This window comes from Duganella sp. FT27W (assembly GCF_009295655.1).
Taxonomy (GTDB): domain Bacteria; phylum Pseudomonadota; class Gammaproteobacteria; order Burkholderiales; family Burkholderiaceae_D; genus Rugamonas; species Rugamonas zoogloeoides.
This window is the reverse complement of the sequence record NZ_WHIV01000006.1, coordinates 306,275-323,037: the sequence shown is the minus strand read 5'-3', so window position 1 is coordinate 323,037 and position 16,763 is coordinate 306,275. Positions and strand designations below refer to the sequence as shown.

The following is a 16,763-nucleotide window of genomic DNA, read 5'->3' as shown; positions in this document are numbered from 1 at the left end:
AGAGTTTTAGCATGCCGTTTTTTATAATGGGTCTCGCGGCACGTTGCCGCGCGCAACCCAAGTACTCTCCAACATGAATAAGGGAATGCCATGAACGCCAAAGATACGACCGCTACCACCCGTCCTGTGACTCGTCAGACGTATGACGAAGTCCTGGTGCCTACTTACGCACCGGCAGCGATGGTTCCGGTCCGAGGCTCTGGCCTGGACCTGTGGGACCAGAATGGCAAGCACTACCTGGACTTCACGTCCGGCATCGCCGTCAACTCGCTCGGCCACTGCAATCCGATCGTGGTCGAGGCGCTGACGCGCCAGGCCAACACCCTGTGGCACCTCGGTAACGGCTACACCAACGAGCCGGTGCTGCGCCTGGGCCTGGCCCTGACCGAAGCCACGTTTGCCGATCGCGCCTTCTTCTGCAACTCCGGCGCCGAAGCCAACGAAGCCGCGCTGAAGCTGGCCCGCAAATACGCGCACGCCAAGTTCGGCCCGCACAAGTCGCGCATCGTCTCGTGCCTGCAATCGTTCCACGGCCGCACGCTGTTCACGGTTTCCGTCGGCGGCCAGTCGAAGTACACCGAAGGCTTCGAGCCGCTGCCACCGTCGATCGACCACATCGTCTACAACGATATCGAAGCGGCGCGCGCGGCGATTACCGATGACGTGTGCGCGGTGATCGTCGAGCCGCTGCAAGGCGAGGGCGGCGTGGTGCCGGGCGACCAAGCCTACCTGCAAGCGCTGCGCGACCTGTGCGACCAGACCGGCGCCGTGCTGATCTTCGACGAAGTGCAATGCGGCATGGGCCGTACCGGCGACCTGTTCCACTACATGACCTACGGCATCACCCCGGACGTGCTCACGTCCGCCAAGGCGCTGGGCAACGGCTACCCGGTTGCTGCCATGCTGACCACCCACGAACTGGCCGCCACCCTGAACGTCGGCAGCCACGGCACCACCTACGGTGGCAACCCGCTGGCCGCCACCGTGGCGCTGACCGTGCTGGAAACCATCAACCAGCCCGAGTTCCTGGCGCGCGTGAAGCAGGCCGGCGACAAGCTGCGCGCGACCATGGAGCAGCTGATCGCCGATTACCCGCAAGTGTTCACGTTGGTACGCGGCGCCGGCCTGCTGCTGGGCATGGTGGTCACCGACGCCTGGAAAGGCCGCTCGAAAGACATCCAGAAAGCCGCTGAAGCGAACGGCCTGATGGTGCTGATCGCCGGCATGGACGTGCTGCGCCTGGCGCCTGCGCTGATCGTCACCGACGAACAGATCGCCGAAGCCGACCGCATCCTGCGCTTGTCGATCGATGGCTTGCTGAAGGCGTAAATTTCGCCGCGCGCCGCCCTTTCCGCCTGCGCGGGCAGGGCGGCGCGACGTTTCCGGGTGGGCGCCTTGCCTGTACCCTAACGGGGGCCTCGAAAACCGTAGCGAGCGGCGCAGAGGCAATAGCGCCCCGCGCAGCAGGTTTTCGAGCCCCCTACCGAAGGAGTTCCCATGTATGTAGTCCGTCCGGTCGAACTAGCGGATATCGACGCCCTCGAGGCGCTGGCCGCAGTGCCCATGCCGGGAGTGCATACCCTGCCCAAGACGCGCGAGAAAATCCTCGCCATGATCGAGGGTTCGATCGCCTCTTTTGCCGCGCAGGTCGATATCGCCAGCGAGGAATCGTACCTGCTGGTACTGGAAAACCTGGCCGACGGCGCCATTGCCGGCACCGCCGCCATCTTTGCCGCCGCTGGCTCCAATGGCACCTATTTTTCGTTCCGCAACGACGTCATCCAGCAAGTCTCGCGCGACCTCAATATCAGCCACAGCGTGCACGCGCTCACGCTGTGCTCCGAGCTCACCGGCTACTCGCAGCTGTCGAGCTTTTACGTGGGCGACCGCGAACAGGGCACGGCCGAAGCAGCGCTGCTCTCACGTGCGCGGCTGATGTTTGCCGTGTTGGCGCCGCACCGTTTTTCCGACCGCTTCTTCGTGCCGCTGGCCGGCGTTACCGACACCAATGGCGGTTCGCCGTTCTGGGATGCGCTGGGCCGCAAGTTCTTCCAGATGGATTTTCTCGATGCCGAACGCGTGATCGGCGGCGCCCGCAACCGCACCCTGATCGTGGAACTGATGCCGCACTACCCGGTGTACGTGCCACTGCTGCCGGGCGATGCCCAGGCCGCCATGGGCCAGATTCATCCATCGGGCGAACTGGCGTTCAATCTGCTCACGGCCGAAGGTTTCGAGGCCGACGACTACATCGACATTTTCGATGGCGGCCCGATTTTGCAGGCCCATAAAAATTCGCTGCGCACCTTCACCGGCGCGCTGCAACGCCGCGCCACCATGGCGCCGGAATTGCGCGATCGCGGCCGCGAACCGCAGGTGCGCTACGCCATTTCGTCCGGCGCCGAACACAACTTCCGCGCCGTCATCGCCGACTGCGCCGCGCTTGAAGCGCAGGTAACCGTGGCCTTGCCGGCAGAGGTGCTGGACACGCTGAACATCGCGGACGGCGACACCGTCATCTGCGTTCGAATCTGAGACTGGACCACCTATGCTAGTAGTACGCGCCATCCAAGCCGACGACCTCGACGCCCTGTACGTGATGGCCACGCAGGTCGGCAGCGGCATGACCACCCTGAAGCCCGACATGAAGATGATGGGCGACCGACTGGCGATCGCGGTCGCCTCGTTTGCCGAAACCATCGCGCCCGAAAAGCGCGACTACATGTTCGTGATGGAAGATACCGACACGGGCCGCCTGGCCGGCGTGTGCGCGATCAAGGGCGCGGTAGGCCTGAACGAGCCGTTTTATAACTACCGCATCGGCACCCTGGTGCACTCGAGTCGCGAGATCGACGTGTTCACGCGCATGGAAACGCTGTACCTGTCGAACGATCTCACCGGCAGCACCGAACTGTGCTCGCTGTTCCTGCATCCCGACTACCGCAGCGGCAACAACGGCAAGCTGCTGTCGAAAAGCCGCTTCCTGTTCATCGCCCAGTTCCCGCACCTGTTTACCGAAAAGCTGATCGCCGAAATGCGCGGCTACCAGGAAGAAAACGGCCGCTCGCCGTTCTACGAAGGACTGGGCCGCCACTTCTTCAAGATGGACTTCGACCATGTCGATGCGCTCACCGCCGTCGGCAAAAAATCGTTCATCGCCGAGCTGATGCCGCGCCAGCCGTTGTACGTGGCCTACCTGCCCGACGATGCGCAAGAGGTGATCGGCAAGGTCCACACGTCCACCGCGCCGGCACGTCGGCTGCTGGAACAGGAGGGCCTGTATTTCGAGGGCTACGTCGATATTTTCGACGCCGGCCCGGTGCTGCAGGCGCGCGTGTCCGAACTGCGCGCGATGCGCGACAGCGTGCTGGCGCAGGTGGGCAGTGCCGCCGTGCCGGACGGCGCGTGCGCCACCGTGCCCGAACCGGAGCCGCTGCTGGTGTCGAACACCACGCTCCACGATTTCCGCATGATCCTGTCGCAGACCGCGCCAGTGAATGGCGCCGTGGCGCTGTCGGCAGCGGAGCAGGACGCCCTGCGCTGCGCTGACGGCGACGCCGTGCGCACCCTGTCGCTCAACTCGAGGAAAAATCCCCATGTTTAATACCGTGAACAACCCCCTGAGCAATGTCCTGAGCAATTTCGTTGGCGGCCAATGGTCGGTTGGCGGCGGCGCCGAGCTGGTGACCGTCGATCCATCGAACGGCCAGCAAACCTGGGCCAGCCGCGAATCGACGCCGCACGATGTGGATGCCGCCTGCACCGCTGCGCAAGCCGCATTCGAAGCGTGGGCATTGACGCCACTCGAAGAACGCATCGCCGTGTGCCTGCGCTTCCGTGACCTGTTAAAACAGGACGCGGAAGAACTGGCGCTCTTGATAGCCGAGGAAGTGGGCAAACCATTGTGGGAAGCGCGCACCGAAGTGACCACCATGGCCAACAAGATCGACATCTCGGTGCAAGCCTACAACGCCCGCACCGGCCTCACGCAAAACAAGGTGGCCGATGGCGAAGCGGTGCTGCGTCACCGCCCGCACGGCGTGTTCGGCGTGTTCGGTCCATATAACTTCCCCGGCCACCTGCCCAACGGCCATATCGTGCCGGCCCTGATCGCCGGTAACACGGTGGTGTTCAAGCCGAGCGAATACGCGCCGCGCACGGCGATCAAGACCGTGCAATTGTGGGAGCAGGCCGGCGTGCCGGCCGGTGTGATCAACCTGGTCAACGGCGGCCGCGAAACCGGCATTGCGCTGGGCCAGAATCCGCAGCTCGACGGCGTGCTGTTTACCGGCAGTTGCCCCACCGGCACCGCGCTGCACAAGCAGTTCGGCGGTCAGCCGGGCAAGATGCTGGCGCTGGAAATGGGCGGCAACAATCCGCTGGTGATCTGGGATGCCAAAGATATCGACGCAGCCGTGTTCATGGCCGTGTCGTCGGCGTTCATTTCGGCCGGCCAGCGCTGCACCTGCGCGCGCCGCCTGATCGTCCAGCAGGGTCCTGCTGGCGACGCATTGATTGCCCGCCTGGTGGACGTGGCCAGCCGCCTGACGGTCGGCGCGTCGAACGCGGAACCGGCGCCGTTCATGGGCCCCGTCGTTTCGTCTGCGATTGCCAGACGGCTGGTGCAGGCGCAGGACGACATGGTCGCCAAGGGCGGCGTTAGCCTGCTTGCCATGCGCCATCTCGATGAAAACACCGGCTTCGTCACGGCCGGCATCGTCGATGTGACCGATGCCGAGGATATCCCCGACGAAGAGTGGTTCGGTCCGCTGCTGCAGGTGATTCGCGTGGCAGACTTCGACGCGGCCATCCGCACCGCCAACGCCACCGAATTCGGCCTGGCCTCGGCGCTGATCTCGAACGACGAAAACCTGTGGAAGATTTTCCAGGTACGCGCGCGCGCCGGCATCGTCAACTGGAACCGTCCGACTACGGGCGCCGCCAGCACCGCGCCGTTTGGCGGCGTGGGCAAGTCGGGCAACCATCGCCCAAGCGCCTACTACGCGGCCGACTACTGCGCGTACCCGGTCGCCTCGATTGAAAACCCCGCACTGGAACTGCCGGCCAAGCTGTCGCCCGGCATGCATTTTTAAGAGGCTGGCATGAGCGCACGCGAATTCAACTTCGACGGCCTGGTCGGGCCGTCGCACAACTATGCCGGCCTGTCGTTCGGTAACGTCGCCTCGTTCAACAACGTCAAGAGCGCGAGCAACCCCAAGCTCGCTGCCTTGCAGGGACTGGCCAAGATGCGCGCACTGGCCGCCCGCGGCTTCGGCCAGGCCGTGATGCCGCCGCAGGTGCGCCCCAACTTCCGCCTGCTGCGCAGCGTGGGTTTTACCGGCACCGACGCCGAGGTGCTGGCCAAGGCTGCGAAACAAGCGCCGGTAATTCTGGCCAGCGCGTATTCGGCCTCGCCCATGTGGACCGCGAATGCGGCGACCGTCAGTCCGTCGGCCGACAGCGCGGACGGGCGCGCGCACTTCACCGCCGCCAACCTGAACAACAAGCTGCACCGCGCCTTCGAGCACACGCAGTCGGCGCGCAGCCTGCGCGCCATCTTCGCCGATCAAAAACATTTTGCCGTGCACGATGCGTTGCCCGGCACCCCGGCTTTCGGCGACGAGGGCGCGGCCAACCACACGCGCTTTGCGAAGGATCATGGCAGCGCCGGCGTGGAGCTGTTCGTGTATGGCCGCACCGAGTTCGATGCGGCCGCGCCAGCGCCGAAGCGCTTCCCGGCGCGGCAAACGCTGGAAGCCTCGCAAGCCGTGGCGCGCCTGCATGGCTTGTCGCACGAGCGTACCGTGTACGTGCAGCAGAATCCCGACGTGATCGACCAGGGCGTGTTCCACAACGACGTGATCGCGGTCGGTAACGGCAATGTGCTGTTCTACCACGAGCAGGCGTTTGCCGACGAAGCGGACGCCATCGAGCGGCTGCGCCGCGCGGTGGGCGACGTGGGCGCAGAGTTCAATCCGATACGCGTGGCGACGGCGCAGGTGGCGGTGGCCGACACGGTGGCCAGCTACCTGTTCAACAGCCAGCTGCTGACCAAGGACAGCGGCAAGATGGCGCTGGTAGTGCCGCAGGAATGCCAGGAAAACGCCGCAGTGGCGCGCTACCTCGAAGGCCTGCTGGCCGAGCAAGGCGCGATCGATGAATTGATCACGTTCGACCTGCGCCAGTCGATGCGCAACGGCGGCGGCCCCGCGTGCCTGCGCCTGCGCGTGGCGCTCACCGGCGCGGAAGCCGCAGCCATGCACCAGGGCGTGGTGATGACCGAGACGCTGTACCAGACGCTGGTGGCGTGGGTGGAAAAGCACTACCGCGACAGCCTGTCGCCGGACGACCTGGCCGATCCGCAACTGGCAATCGAGGTGCGCACGGCGCTGGAAGATTTGAGCCGCATCCTGAACCTGCCCGACCTGTACGACCTGAGTTGACCGGCAATCCTTCTGGTATGGGCGCGAAGTTTTAAAAGCTGGTCTAATACCGCATCACCAGCAGCAACAGACCCACGCCGCGCCGCCACAAGCGGCACGGCGTGGGTCTGCGAGAACTAACTAAATACTAAAATACCCGTTACGTATTGGAGAAGAAACAATGAAACAAACACCACAAGACCTGCGCGCCCAAACGCTCGCATCGATCAACGCCAGCCAGCCTGCCAGCAGCAACGCCCAGGTCCCGGCCCTGATCGGCGCCTGGCTCGCAGCCCTTGACGACGAAGACCTGGCCGGCACCTTGCCCGCCAGCCTGGCGCCGGTCTTGATGGAAGGTTTCAGCAAAGCGGCCCAGCGCACCGGCACCGGCGCGCAAGTGGTGACGCTCCCTTACGACGATGGCCGGGGCGGCAAAGCCACCGCGCTGCTCATCCTCAACGACGACATGCCGTACCTGGTGGACTCCATCGTGATGGCCATGCGCAAGCTGCACATCGCCGCCAACGGCGTGATGAACGCCGTGCTGCCGGTCGCGCGCAACGCCGACGGCGTGGTCACCAACGTCGGTCAGGCCGGCGACAAGCTCGAATCGTACGTACTGTGCCTGCTGGCCGAAGACTTGCCTGCCGCCGAACTGGGCGCACTGGTGGAGCGCATCCAGATGGTCTCGCGCGACGCTGCCGTGGTCCGCCGCGACAAGGCTGCCATGCTGGCGCACCTGGGCCGCATCGGCACCGAAGCTGCCGCCATCGGCGAAGAAGGCCAGGAAGTCGCCGCCTTCCTGGAATGGGCGCGCACCGAAGGCTTCGAGCCGTTCGGCTACGCCTACTACCAGGTAAAACCGGGCGTGCGCGAACTCGAACGCGACATCCCGAGCCGCATCGGCGTGCTGCAAGATACGGCGCACCCGGTCTATGGCACCTGCCTGGCCAACATCCCCGGCGACTTTGACACGCTGTCCAAGCGCGCCCACACGCTGTCCATCGTCAAGGCCGACGTGGAAGGCACCTTGCACCGCGACCAGCAGCTCGACTTCATCGGCATCCGCCACACCGACGCGCAAGGCGCGATCCTCGGCGAATACTGCTTCGTCGGTTTGTTCACCCGCGCCGCCACGTCCACCCCGCTGAACCGTCTGCCGTTCGCGCGCGGCCGCGTGGCCAAGGTGCTGTCGATCGCCGGCGTGCGCCAGGAAGGCTTCCGCGCCGAGAAATTCATCGAGATCCTCGAATCGCTGCCGCGCACCGAAGCGCTGGAAGCCGATCCGCAATGGCTGGCCGAAGTATGCGGCGCCGTGGTCTCGCTGTACAAGCAGCCGCGCACCAAGGTGTTCGCGCGCCGCGACGTGTATGCACGCCACCTGAATGTGCTGGTGTACCTGCCGCGCGAACGTTACAGCAACAGCGTCGCCTCGTCGCTGGCGCGCACGCTGCAAAGCACGTCCGGCGCCAACCACGTCAGCCTGCAAACACTGGTGGCCGATGGCCCGCTGGCCCGCGTGTACCTGATCGCCCATGGCGCGCGCTATCCGCTCGACCTGGAAACCGATATCCAGCAGCCGCTCACCGCAGTACTCGACGGCTGGCACGACAGCTTCTCGCAACTGGCCGACACCGTGCCGAACGAGCCGGTACGCGCCCACCTGCGCAAGATGTGCGCCACGCTGCCGGTCGATTACGTGGCGTCCACCACGCCGGTCGCCGCCTTCCAGGACCTGCAAACCATCCTGCACAACACCGACCCGTCGCGCGTCGATGTACGGGTGGAGAATTCCAACGGTGGCACCTCGATCCGCCTGTACTCGGTGGACCAGGTACCATCGCTGTCGATCATCCTGCCGGCGCTGCATAACGCCGGCGTGACCATCGACCGCGAACAATCGCACTCGCTGCGCCTTGACGGCCAGCGCCGCTACGTCACCAGCCTGTCGGTTGATCCGGCCAGCGCGGCCAGCCTGTCCAAGCCTGGCGTGGTGATGGTGGCCGAAGAGCTGTTCTCGGCACTGTTCAACAACGAAGCCGAAGACGGCCGCCTCAATGGCCTGGTCATCGAAGGCGGCTTGAGCGTGCGCGAAGTGCAGCTGGTGCGCGCGTACATGAGCTACTGGCGCCAGACCGGCACCCAGTTCTCGGTGCGCTACATCGCCGAAACCCTGCGCAAGCAGCCGGCGTTCGTGAAAGAGCTGGTGGACGTGTTCCTGCGCCGGTTCGACCCGTCGCTGGCCGAGGCTACCCGCGCCGAAGCGCTCGACAAGCTGGCCGACATCAAGGCGCGCCTGCCGGGCATCAACCACGCCGACAGCGAAGAAGTACTGGGCGCGCTGGCCAATCTGATCGCCGCCACCCTGCGCACCAACTATTTCCAGAACGACCAGAAGGGCGACAAGATCATCTTCAAATTCGACACCAGCAACCTGTCGCTGGTGCCGGAACCTAAACCGTACCGCGAGATCTACGTGTTCTCGCGCCGTTTCGAGGGCCTGCACCTGCGCGGCGGCCCGGTCGCGCGCGGCGGCCTGCGCTGGTCCGACCGCATGGAGGACTACCGCACCGAAGTCCTCGGCCTGGTCAAGGCCCAGATGGTGAAAAACGCCGTGATCGTGCCGGCTGGCGCCAAGGGCGGTTTCGTCTGCAAGCAGATGCCGAAAGACGCCGTGCGCGAAACCATCGCGGCCGAAGGCGAAGCAGTGTATCGCCTGTTCATTTCCAGCCTGCTGGAAGTGACCGACAACCGCGTGCTCGGTAACATCGTGCCGCCAGCGGACACGGTTTGCTACGACAGCGCCGACCCGTACCTGGTAGTGGCCGCCGACAAGGGCACCGCGACCTTCTCCGACATCGCCAACAGCATCGCCGTGCAGCGCGGCTTCTGGCTGGGGGACGCGTTTGCCTCGGGCGGCTCCAATGGCTACGACCATAAAAAAATGGGCATCACCGCCAAGGGCGCGTTCGAAGCGGTGCAGCGCCACTTCTACGAAATGGACCACGACATCCACGCCACGCCAACCACCATGGTCGGTGTGGGCGACATGTCGGGCGACGTGTTCGGCAACGGTGCGCTGTTGTCGCGCAAGCTGAAAATCGTCGCAGCGTTCGACCACCGCCATATCTTCCTCGATCCGAACCCGGACCTGGAGCAGTCGTTCGTCGAGCGCGAGCGCATGTTCGCGCTGCCGCGTTCCTCGTGGGACGACTACAACAAGGAATTGATTTCGGCCGGCGGCGGCGTGTACCCGCGCACCGCGCGCACCATCGCGCTCTCGCCGCAAATCCGTGAAGTGCTCGACATCGAAGAGACCTCGCTGCCGCCGGAAGAGCTGATGCACCGCATCCTGAAAGCGCCGGTGGACCTGTTCTACAACGGTGGTATCGGCACCTACATCAAGGCGTCCACCGAAACCCACGCGCAAGTCAAGGACCGCGCCAACGACAATATCCGCGTCGATGGCAACCAGCTGCGCTGCAAGGTCGTTACCGAAGGCGGCAACCTGGGCGCCACGCAGGCGGGCCGGATCGAATTTGCGCTGGCCGGTGGCCGCATCTTCACCGACGCCATCGACAACTCGGCCGGCGTCGATTGCTCCGACCACGAAGTAAACGTCAAGATGTGGCTGGACGTGGAAATGAACGCCGGCCAGCTGAGCGAAGCAGACCGCAACCACACGCTCAACCTGATGACCGCCGACATCGAACGCTTGGTCCTGCGCGACAACACGCTGCAAACCCATTTGCTGGTGCGCGAAGCGCAGGCGCAGGTGGAGCCGGCCGTGCAGGACGGCTACGCCGACCTGATCGCGTTCCTGGAAGAAGAGGGCGCGCTCTCGCGCGACCTGGAGCAGCTGCCAACGGTGGCCGAACTGGCGCGCCGTAAATCCGACGGCCGTGGTTTGACCACGCCGGAACTGGCGGTGGTGATCGCCAACGTGAAAAACCGCTACAAGCGCATCCTGTCGGCGCTGCCGCTGACGGAACACAGCTGGGCCGAGTCGATGCTCAAGCCGTACTTCCCCGAGCTGATGGTCGCTACCCGCCCGGCGCTGGCGCACCCGCTGGCCAACGCCATCCTGGCCACCGTGCTGGCCAACGAAGCGGTCAACCGCTGCGGTCCGCTGATGCTGCGCCAGCTGGCCGGCGAACATGGCGTCGATGAAACCGACGTGATCCAGGCCTGGGGCCAGGCCTGGTCGGCATTGAACCTGGCGCCGGTATTCGCCACGCTCGACGCGGACGCGCTCAAAATTCCGCGCGCCGTCTCGATCAAGGTCGATGCCCGCACCCGCGTGCTGCAACGCGCCGTGATTGAAGGCGCGTTGACCGTGCCAGCCGACCAGCTGCGGGGCGGCGTGGAAGAACTCACGCGCCTGTTCGACCAGCCGGAACTGTTGTCGCAACTGACGCCAGCCGATGGCCAGTCCGATGCCGAACTGACGGCCGGCTTGCAGCCGCAGTTCGTGCAGGCGTGGAACGCGGTCGATGCCATCGAAGCGGTGGCGGCGTTCGTGTTTGCCGCCCTGTCGGTGCAGCGTCCGGCGGGCATGGACTTGCCGGCCTTCCTGCAAATCGGCCTGGCGCTGCGCACGCAAGTGGGTATCGACGTGCTCGAACGCGGCCTGAAACTGCCGGCAGCCAACCGCTCGCAGGAGCAGTTGCGCAACTACGCGCAAAACGCGCTGCGCCGCACCCAGCAACGTCTGCTGTCCAAGGTCCTGCAACACGCGACCGGCGGCCATTCGGCCACCGAAGCGGTGGAACTGGTGGCCAACACGATGGGCCTGTCGGGCTACGCGCAGCCGGCCGACCTGGAACAGGCGATGCTCGATGTGTGGGCATTGTCCGAGGCGGTCAACGCAGGCACCACGGCAGGGACCACCCTGCTGGCGGCGTAAGCGCATGGCTGGCGATAACACGCCAGCGCCGGCGGCGCAACCAGGCACCAGCCCTGGCGCAATGCCGGCAACTTCGCCGGCATTGGCGGCAGCTAGCACAGCAGCGGCCGTGCCAGCTGCCTTGCCAGAGCCGGTACGCGCGCTGGCGCAAGCCGATTTCAGCGCGGTTGCGCAGCGCTTCGGCGCCGCCGGCTTCGCGGTGGCGCAGCCGGCCGACGGCATCCTGACCATCAAGACGGAGGGTAACTCCGGGGAACGGCCAGCGCTGCTGATTTCAGTCGGCGTGCACGGCGACGAGACAGGACCGATCGAAATGGTCGCGTACCTGCTCGACGCCCTGTCGCGCGAGGCGGACAAGCTGGCAGTGAACCTGATGCTTTGCGTGGGCAATATCGGCGCCATCCGGCCCGGCAAGCGCTTCATCGACGCTGATCTCAATCGCATGTTCCGCGCCGAGCGCGGTACGCTGGCCGGCACCGCCGAAGCAGCGCGCGCCGACCAGCTGATCGCCGCCACCACCGATTTCTTCGGAGACGCGGGACCAGTGCGCTGGCACCTGGACCTGCACACGGCGATCCGCCCATCGGTCTATCCGACCTTTGCCATCGTCCCCGAGATCATCGCCGAGCAACCGCGCCGCGCGCTGCTCGACTGGCTCGGTGCGGCCGGCATTGGCGCGGTGATCATGAATCCGGCGTCGGTGGGCACGTACAGCTACTACTCGGCCGAGCACCACGGCGCTGCCGGCACCACGGTGGAACTGGGTCGCATCGGCACGCTGGGCCAGAACGATCTGGCGCAATTTGCCGACGCGTCGCAGGCATTGGACGACCTGCTGCGCGGCGCGTCCACGTCGGGCGAAGGACGCCAACCGCACATCTTCAATACGGCGCGCCAGATCATCAAGCTCAGCGACAACTTCCGCATGGCCTTCGGCAAGGAAACCCACAACTTTACGGCCATGAAACAGGGCGAAGAGATTGCCCGCGACGGCGACACTGTCTACACGGTGCAGCATCCGGAAGAGCTTGTGGTGTTTCCCAATCCCGATGTGCGGGTGGGGTTACGGGCAGGGTTGATGGTGGTGCGAGTAGCCTGATGCAGGTTTAACTGAGCAGCACCTGCGCGCCGTACAACAGCGCGCAGGCCAGCACAGTCGCCCACCACACCCGCCATGCACTGCGGGTAGCAAACACCCACAACACATACAGCGTGTAAAACGTAAAACTGAGCAGGCTGGCGATCAATACGCCCTCGGCGCGCGATACGTCCGGTAGCCATGGCAGCGCCAAGGCCAGCACCGTCGACAGCAGTGCCGTCAGCCCGTAGCCTCCCACCCCCGCCAGCACGAACCTTCCTGCCACTTGCCAGCGATAGCGTGCACTTACGCCAGTCGTTTTCGCGCTCATGGTTTCCCTTTCCGAACCTGCTGCACGCGCCGCGCCATCACCGCCAGCATCACGCCGAACCCCAGCGCCACCAGCTCCACGCCAGCGCGCTGCCAGTCGCCAGCCGTTGCATACGCCAACAGGTGCTGGCCGGTGGTCAGATAGTTCAACAGCGGCAGCAGCAAGCACAGCACCGCGCCGGCCGCCAGTTGCTCGACCCAGGCGCGCATGAAGGGGCGCACCAGCGCGTGCAGCAAGGTCGCCAGCCACAGCCACAGGAAGGCGCGGATTTCCCACAACGCGCGGTCGCTCCATTCGACCGGCAGCAAGCGGTTGGCGTAGAAGTAGCCGATGCAGGCCAGCGCGATGCCGGCAATCGCCGCCACGTTGAGCGCTTCGATCACGCGATACACGCCGGCGGTGGCGCGGCCGAATTCCTGTTCGCTCTTCTTGCGGCGCTTGACGCAAAACAGGATGGTGCCGGTCGCCATCATCGCCGTTCCGAGCAGGCCGCTGATGAAGTACAACCACTTCATGCTCCAGCCGCCAAAGCGCACCAGGTGCAGTGCCTTTAAAACTTCGTGGACGTCGGCGCTGGTGGTCGGCTGATCCACCTTCGGCGCCTTCACTTCGATCACGGCGCCAGTCACGCCGTCGAATGCCACGCTCGACAAGGTATTGGCAATGGTCGCGGCGCGGTGGTCGTCGGCGGGGCCAAATACGCGCACCACCATGCCGGCGCGGCCCGGCTGCTCGACCAGCACGCGCCGCGCGGGACGGGCCATCAGGCTTTCCGCCTGCGGCACCAGCAGCGCCAGGTCCTGCATCGCCGCCGGCGCGCCGCCGCGTGGCCGGCGTACAGAGGCTTGCTTGCCATCGAGCTCAAGCTGGTAACGCTGGTAGCCATCCTGGCCGTACACCGCTTGCAGCGGCCAGAGCATGTAGCTGGTGTAGAAAAACGTCAGCCCGGTATAGACGATCATGAACAGGAATGGCAGCGCCAGTACCGCCGTGGCGTTGTGGGCGTCGAGCCATGATCTCTGGCCTTTGCCGGGCCGGAACGTGAAGAAGTCCTTGAAGATGCGCTTGTGGACGACCACGCCGGTGACCAGCGCCACCAGCATGCACATCGAGGCCCAGCCCACCAGCCAGTAGCCGGGCGTATCGGCCTGCAGCATGTAGTGGAACGACATGAAGTGGCGTCCACCCTCGGTCTTGCGGCTCGCTGCTTGTTCACCCGTGAGGGGCGCGCCGGTGACCGGGTTCAGCGCGACCGGGCCGCCGCCTTGCCACACCAGCAGGACCGGGCCGCCGTTCTCTCCCGGCAGTTCGATGCGCCAGAAGCGCGCCTTGCCGGCGTTGGCCGCCAGGTGCGTGGTGGCCGCGCGCAGCACGGCCGCGCGGTCGCCGGCCGCAGCGTCCTGCACCACCGGCCGTGCTTCCATCCACTGCGTGATCGGCTGGCGGAAGACCGCCAGCGTCCCGGTGAGGAAAATCGCGCACAGCACCCAGCCCGCCGTCAGGCCGCACCAGGTGTGCAGCCATGACATCTGTTGACGGAAACCGTCTTTCATCACGCACTGAACTCCGCGACGATCAGAAGCTGCCGCGCAGGGTCAGCATCACGTTGCGCGGATCGCCGTAGTAGTTGGCGTTCACAAAGCTCGACAGGGTGCTGTAATAGCGCTTGTCGAACATATTGTTGAAGTTGACGGTGGCCGACCAGCGCGGGTTGATCTGGTACTTGATCATCGAGTTCCACACCGCGCGGCCGCTGACCACTGCCGACTGCGCGCCGATGGTGCGGTAGCTCATGCTCTGGGTATTGACGCCGCCGCCCACGGTGACGTCGCGCAGCGCGCCGTCAGGCTGGTACGTGGTCCACAGGCGCAGCATGTGCTTGGGCGTGAAGCTGTTGAAGGCCAGGCCGCCGCTGTTGACGTCTTCCAGGTACTTGGTGCGGTTGAAGGTGTAGCCGGCGAAGATGTTCCAGTTTTTCAGCAGTTCGCCGCTCGCTTCCGCATCGATGCCCTGGCTGCGCACCTTGCCGGTGTCGGTGTAGCAGTAGTAGTCGCTGCGGCAGGTGGGGCTGGTGCTGAAGTCTTCCTGCGCGCGGTTTTTCTGCACCACGCGGAACAGCGCCAGCGACGTGTTCAAACGGCCGCCCAGCAGCTCGCCCTTCACGCCTGCCTCGTAGTTGGCGCCTACCAGCGGTTTCAAGGCTTCGCCCGATTCCTTTTGCTCGTATTGCGGCGAGAAGATGTCGGCGTAGCTGGCGTAGGCGTTCCAGGTCGGGCTGATTGCATAGATCAGGCCAGCGTACGGCGCCAGCTTGGCGTGTTCGCCCTGGTTGGTGGTCGATACCGACGGCGCGCGACCGGTGGTGACCGTGTCCCACACAGTGCGCGACCAGCCCACCCGGCCGCCGATGACCAGCTTGAGCGGGCCGGCCAGTTGCAGGCGCACGGCGGTGTAAGCGCCGATGTCACGCGACTTGCCTACCCGCGCCTCGCGCGTGGTTTGATAAATGAAATCGTCGGACGGTTCCGGGAAATCGGGATTGAAGTTGTTGATGTCGTAGGTGTAGTAGTTGCTGCTCACGCCGTAGATGGTGCGCGCTTCGGCGTACGAGTACGTCACGCCGGCCACCACTTCGTGACGACGGCCCAGCGCGTCGAACTTGCCGGTGATGTTGGCATCCACGCCCGAGAGCTTGTTCTTGGCGATGGTGTTCGAGGCGCGCAGCGCACCGCGATTGGTGGTCGGGTTGATCGCCACGCCAGAGCCGGCGTACTTCATGTCGTTCTTTTCCTCGACATAGGCGGTGCTGACTTTCAGCGTCCAGTCGTCGTTGAAATAGTGGGTCAGGTCGGCGAACGCGCCGCGGTTGCTGTTGTCCTGGCGGTTCCAGGTGGCGCCAAGAAAAGTGGAGCGTGGCAGCTCGAGGTCGCGGCCATTGTTGTAGCGCGGCAGGCCGTTGAGGAACGGGCGGCCTTTCACTTCCTCGGAACTGAGCGCGAAGTTCACCGTGGTTTGCGGCGACAGATCGGCTTCGAGCGTGGCAAACAGGGTGGGGCTGCGGCGGTCGGCGTAGTCGATGAACGATTTTTTGTCTTCGTAATCGGCCACCACGCGCGCGCGCACCTTGCCGTCGTCGCTCAGTACGCGGCTGGCGTCAAGCTGGACGCCGTAGTTGTCCCACGAGCCGGCCTTGGCCACCACGCTGGTGGCGTCGGTGGCCAGGGGGCGCTTGCGTACCAGGTTTACCGCGCCACCGGGATTGCCGGCGCCTTGCAGCAGGCCGGCCGCGCCGCGCAGCACTTCCACCCGGTCATAGACGGCGGTGCCGGCATTGAGATTGCTGGCGCGTCCGTACATGCCGCGATTGAGCGGCACGCCGTCGTACTGCACGGTGGTCAAATCGAACCCGCGCGAGTAGATGTATTTGCCGCCTTGCGGGCTTTGCTGGATGGTGACGCCGGTGGTGCTGGCCAGGGTGTCGTACACGGTAGTCAGCGCCTGCTCGTCGAGCAGCTGGCGCGTGACCACGCTGATCGATTGCGGAATGTCCTTCAGCGCCTGCTCGCCCTTGCCGATGCTGACCGCGCGCGTGGTGTACGAGCCGGTGCCCTCGGTGGTGGGGCTGGCCTGGGCGGTGACCGACACCGCTCCCAGCGTTTGCACGGCCGCGTCGTCGCGGCGCTGGGGACGAATGGTGACCACGGTGCCGTCGATATCGGCTGCCAGCCCGCTGCCGGTGAGCAGGATGTGCAATGCGTCGCGCGCGGTCATGCGGCCGTTGACGGCCGGCGCGGTTTTGCCGGCCACCAGCGTCGGCTGCACCATCAGCTCGAGCCGGGTCTGGCGCGCCAGGGCGTCGAGCGCGGGCGCCAGCGGCTGGGCGCCGATACGGATCTCGACCGCGACTGCCGCCGCTGGCGACGGCGCAGATTGGGCGTAAGCGCCGGTGGTGGCAAATGCCAGGGCAATGGCTAACGCCAGCGGCGCAGGTTGAAAGCTGAAACGGGACATGCGATCTCCAGAGGT

General features: G+C 65.3%; 10 protein-coding genes. 7 read left to right on the top strand and 3 right to left on the bottom strand.

The window, feature by feature from the left end; translation table 11 throughout:
- Positions 1-90 precede the first annotated feature (90 nt).
- The 7 genes from astC to F8197_RS27050 all read left to right on the top strand — a co-directional run bounded on the left by astC (position 91) and on the right by F8197_RS27050 (position 12,427).
- Complete coding sequence (gene astC, locus F8197_RS27080) at positions 91-1,329, top strand: acetylornithine/succinylornithine family transaminase (protein ID WP_152885041.1); 1,239 nt, start codon at positions 91-93, stop codon at positions 1,327-1,329.
- A gap of 168 nt (positions 1,330-1,497) precedes the next feature.
- Complete coding sequence (locus F8197_RS27075; protein WP_152885040.1) at positions 1,498-2,535, top strand: arginine N-succinyltransferase; 1,038 nt, start codon at positions 1,498-1,500, stop codon at positions 2,533-2,535.
- A gap of 13 nt (positions 2,536-2,548) precedes the next feature.
- Positions 2,549-3,604, top strand: coding sequence for an arginine N-succinyltransferase (astA, locus tag F8197_RS27070; protein ID WP_152885038.1), 1,056 nt, complete (start codon positions 2,549-2,551; stop codon positions 3,602-3,604).
- Complete coding sequence (gene astD / locus F8197_RS27065; RefSeq protein ID WP_152885036.1) at positions 3,597-5,093, top strand: succinylglutamate-semialdehyde dehydrogenase; 1,497 nt, start codon at positions 3,597-3,599, stop codon at positions 5,091-5,093. The genes astA and astD overlap by 8 nt, the downstream gene beginning before the upstream one ends.
- 9 nt (positions 5,094-5,102) lie before the next feature.
- Entirely contained in the window at positions 5,103-6,443 is a 1,341-nt protein-coding gene (gene astB, locus F8197_RS27060; RefSeq protein ID WP_152885035.1) for an N-succinylarginine dihydrolase, read from the top strand.
- Positions 6,444-6,603: 160 nt separating this feature from the next.
- Positions 6,604-11,328 carry an NAD-glutamate dehydrogenase domain-containing protein gene (locus F8197_RS27055; protein WP_152885033.1) on the top strand — a complete coding sequence of 1,575 codons (4,725 nt, stop codon included), beginning with the start codon at positions 6,604-6,606 and terminating at the stop codon, positions 11,326-11,328.
- Between the two features lie 61 nt (positions 11,329-11,389).
- Entirely contained in the window at positions 11,390-12,427 is a 1,038-nt protein-coding gene (locus F8197_RS27050) for a succinylglutamate desuccinylase (RefSeq protein WP_152885143.1), read from the top strand.
- Between the two features lie 7 nt (positions 12,428-12,434).
- On the opposite strand, the gene F8197_RS27045 is transcribed toward F8197_RS27050, so the two are convergent.
- From F8197_RS27045 to F8197_RS27035, 3 genes are read right to left on the bottom strand one after another with little or no spacing between them, the layout of a single operon-like run.
- Entirely contained in the window at positions 12,435-12,737 is a 303-nt protein-coding gene (locus F8197_RS27045; protein ID WP_152885031.1) for an iron transporter, read from the bottom strand.
- Positions 12,734-14,290, bottom strand: a complete 1,557-nt coding sequence (locus F8197_RS27040; protein ID WP_152885029.1) for a PepSY domain-containing protein — start codon at positions 14,288-14,290, stop codon at positions 12,734-12,736. The genes F8197_RS27045 and F8197_RS27040 overlap by 4 nt, the downstream gene beginning before the upstream one ends.
- Before the next feature lie 22 nt (positions 14,291-14,312).
- Complete coding sequence (locus F8197_RS27035) at positions 14,313-16,748, bottom strand: TonB-dependent receptor (RefSeq protein WP_152885028.1); 2,436 nt, start codon at positions 16,746-16,748, stop codon at positions 14,313-14,315.
- Between the last annotated feature and the right edge of the window lie 15 nt (positions 16,749-16,763).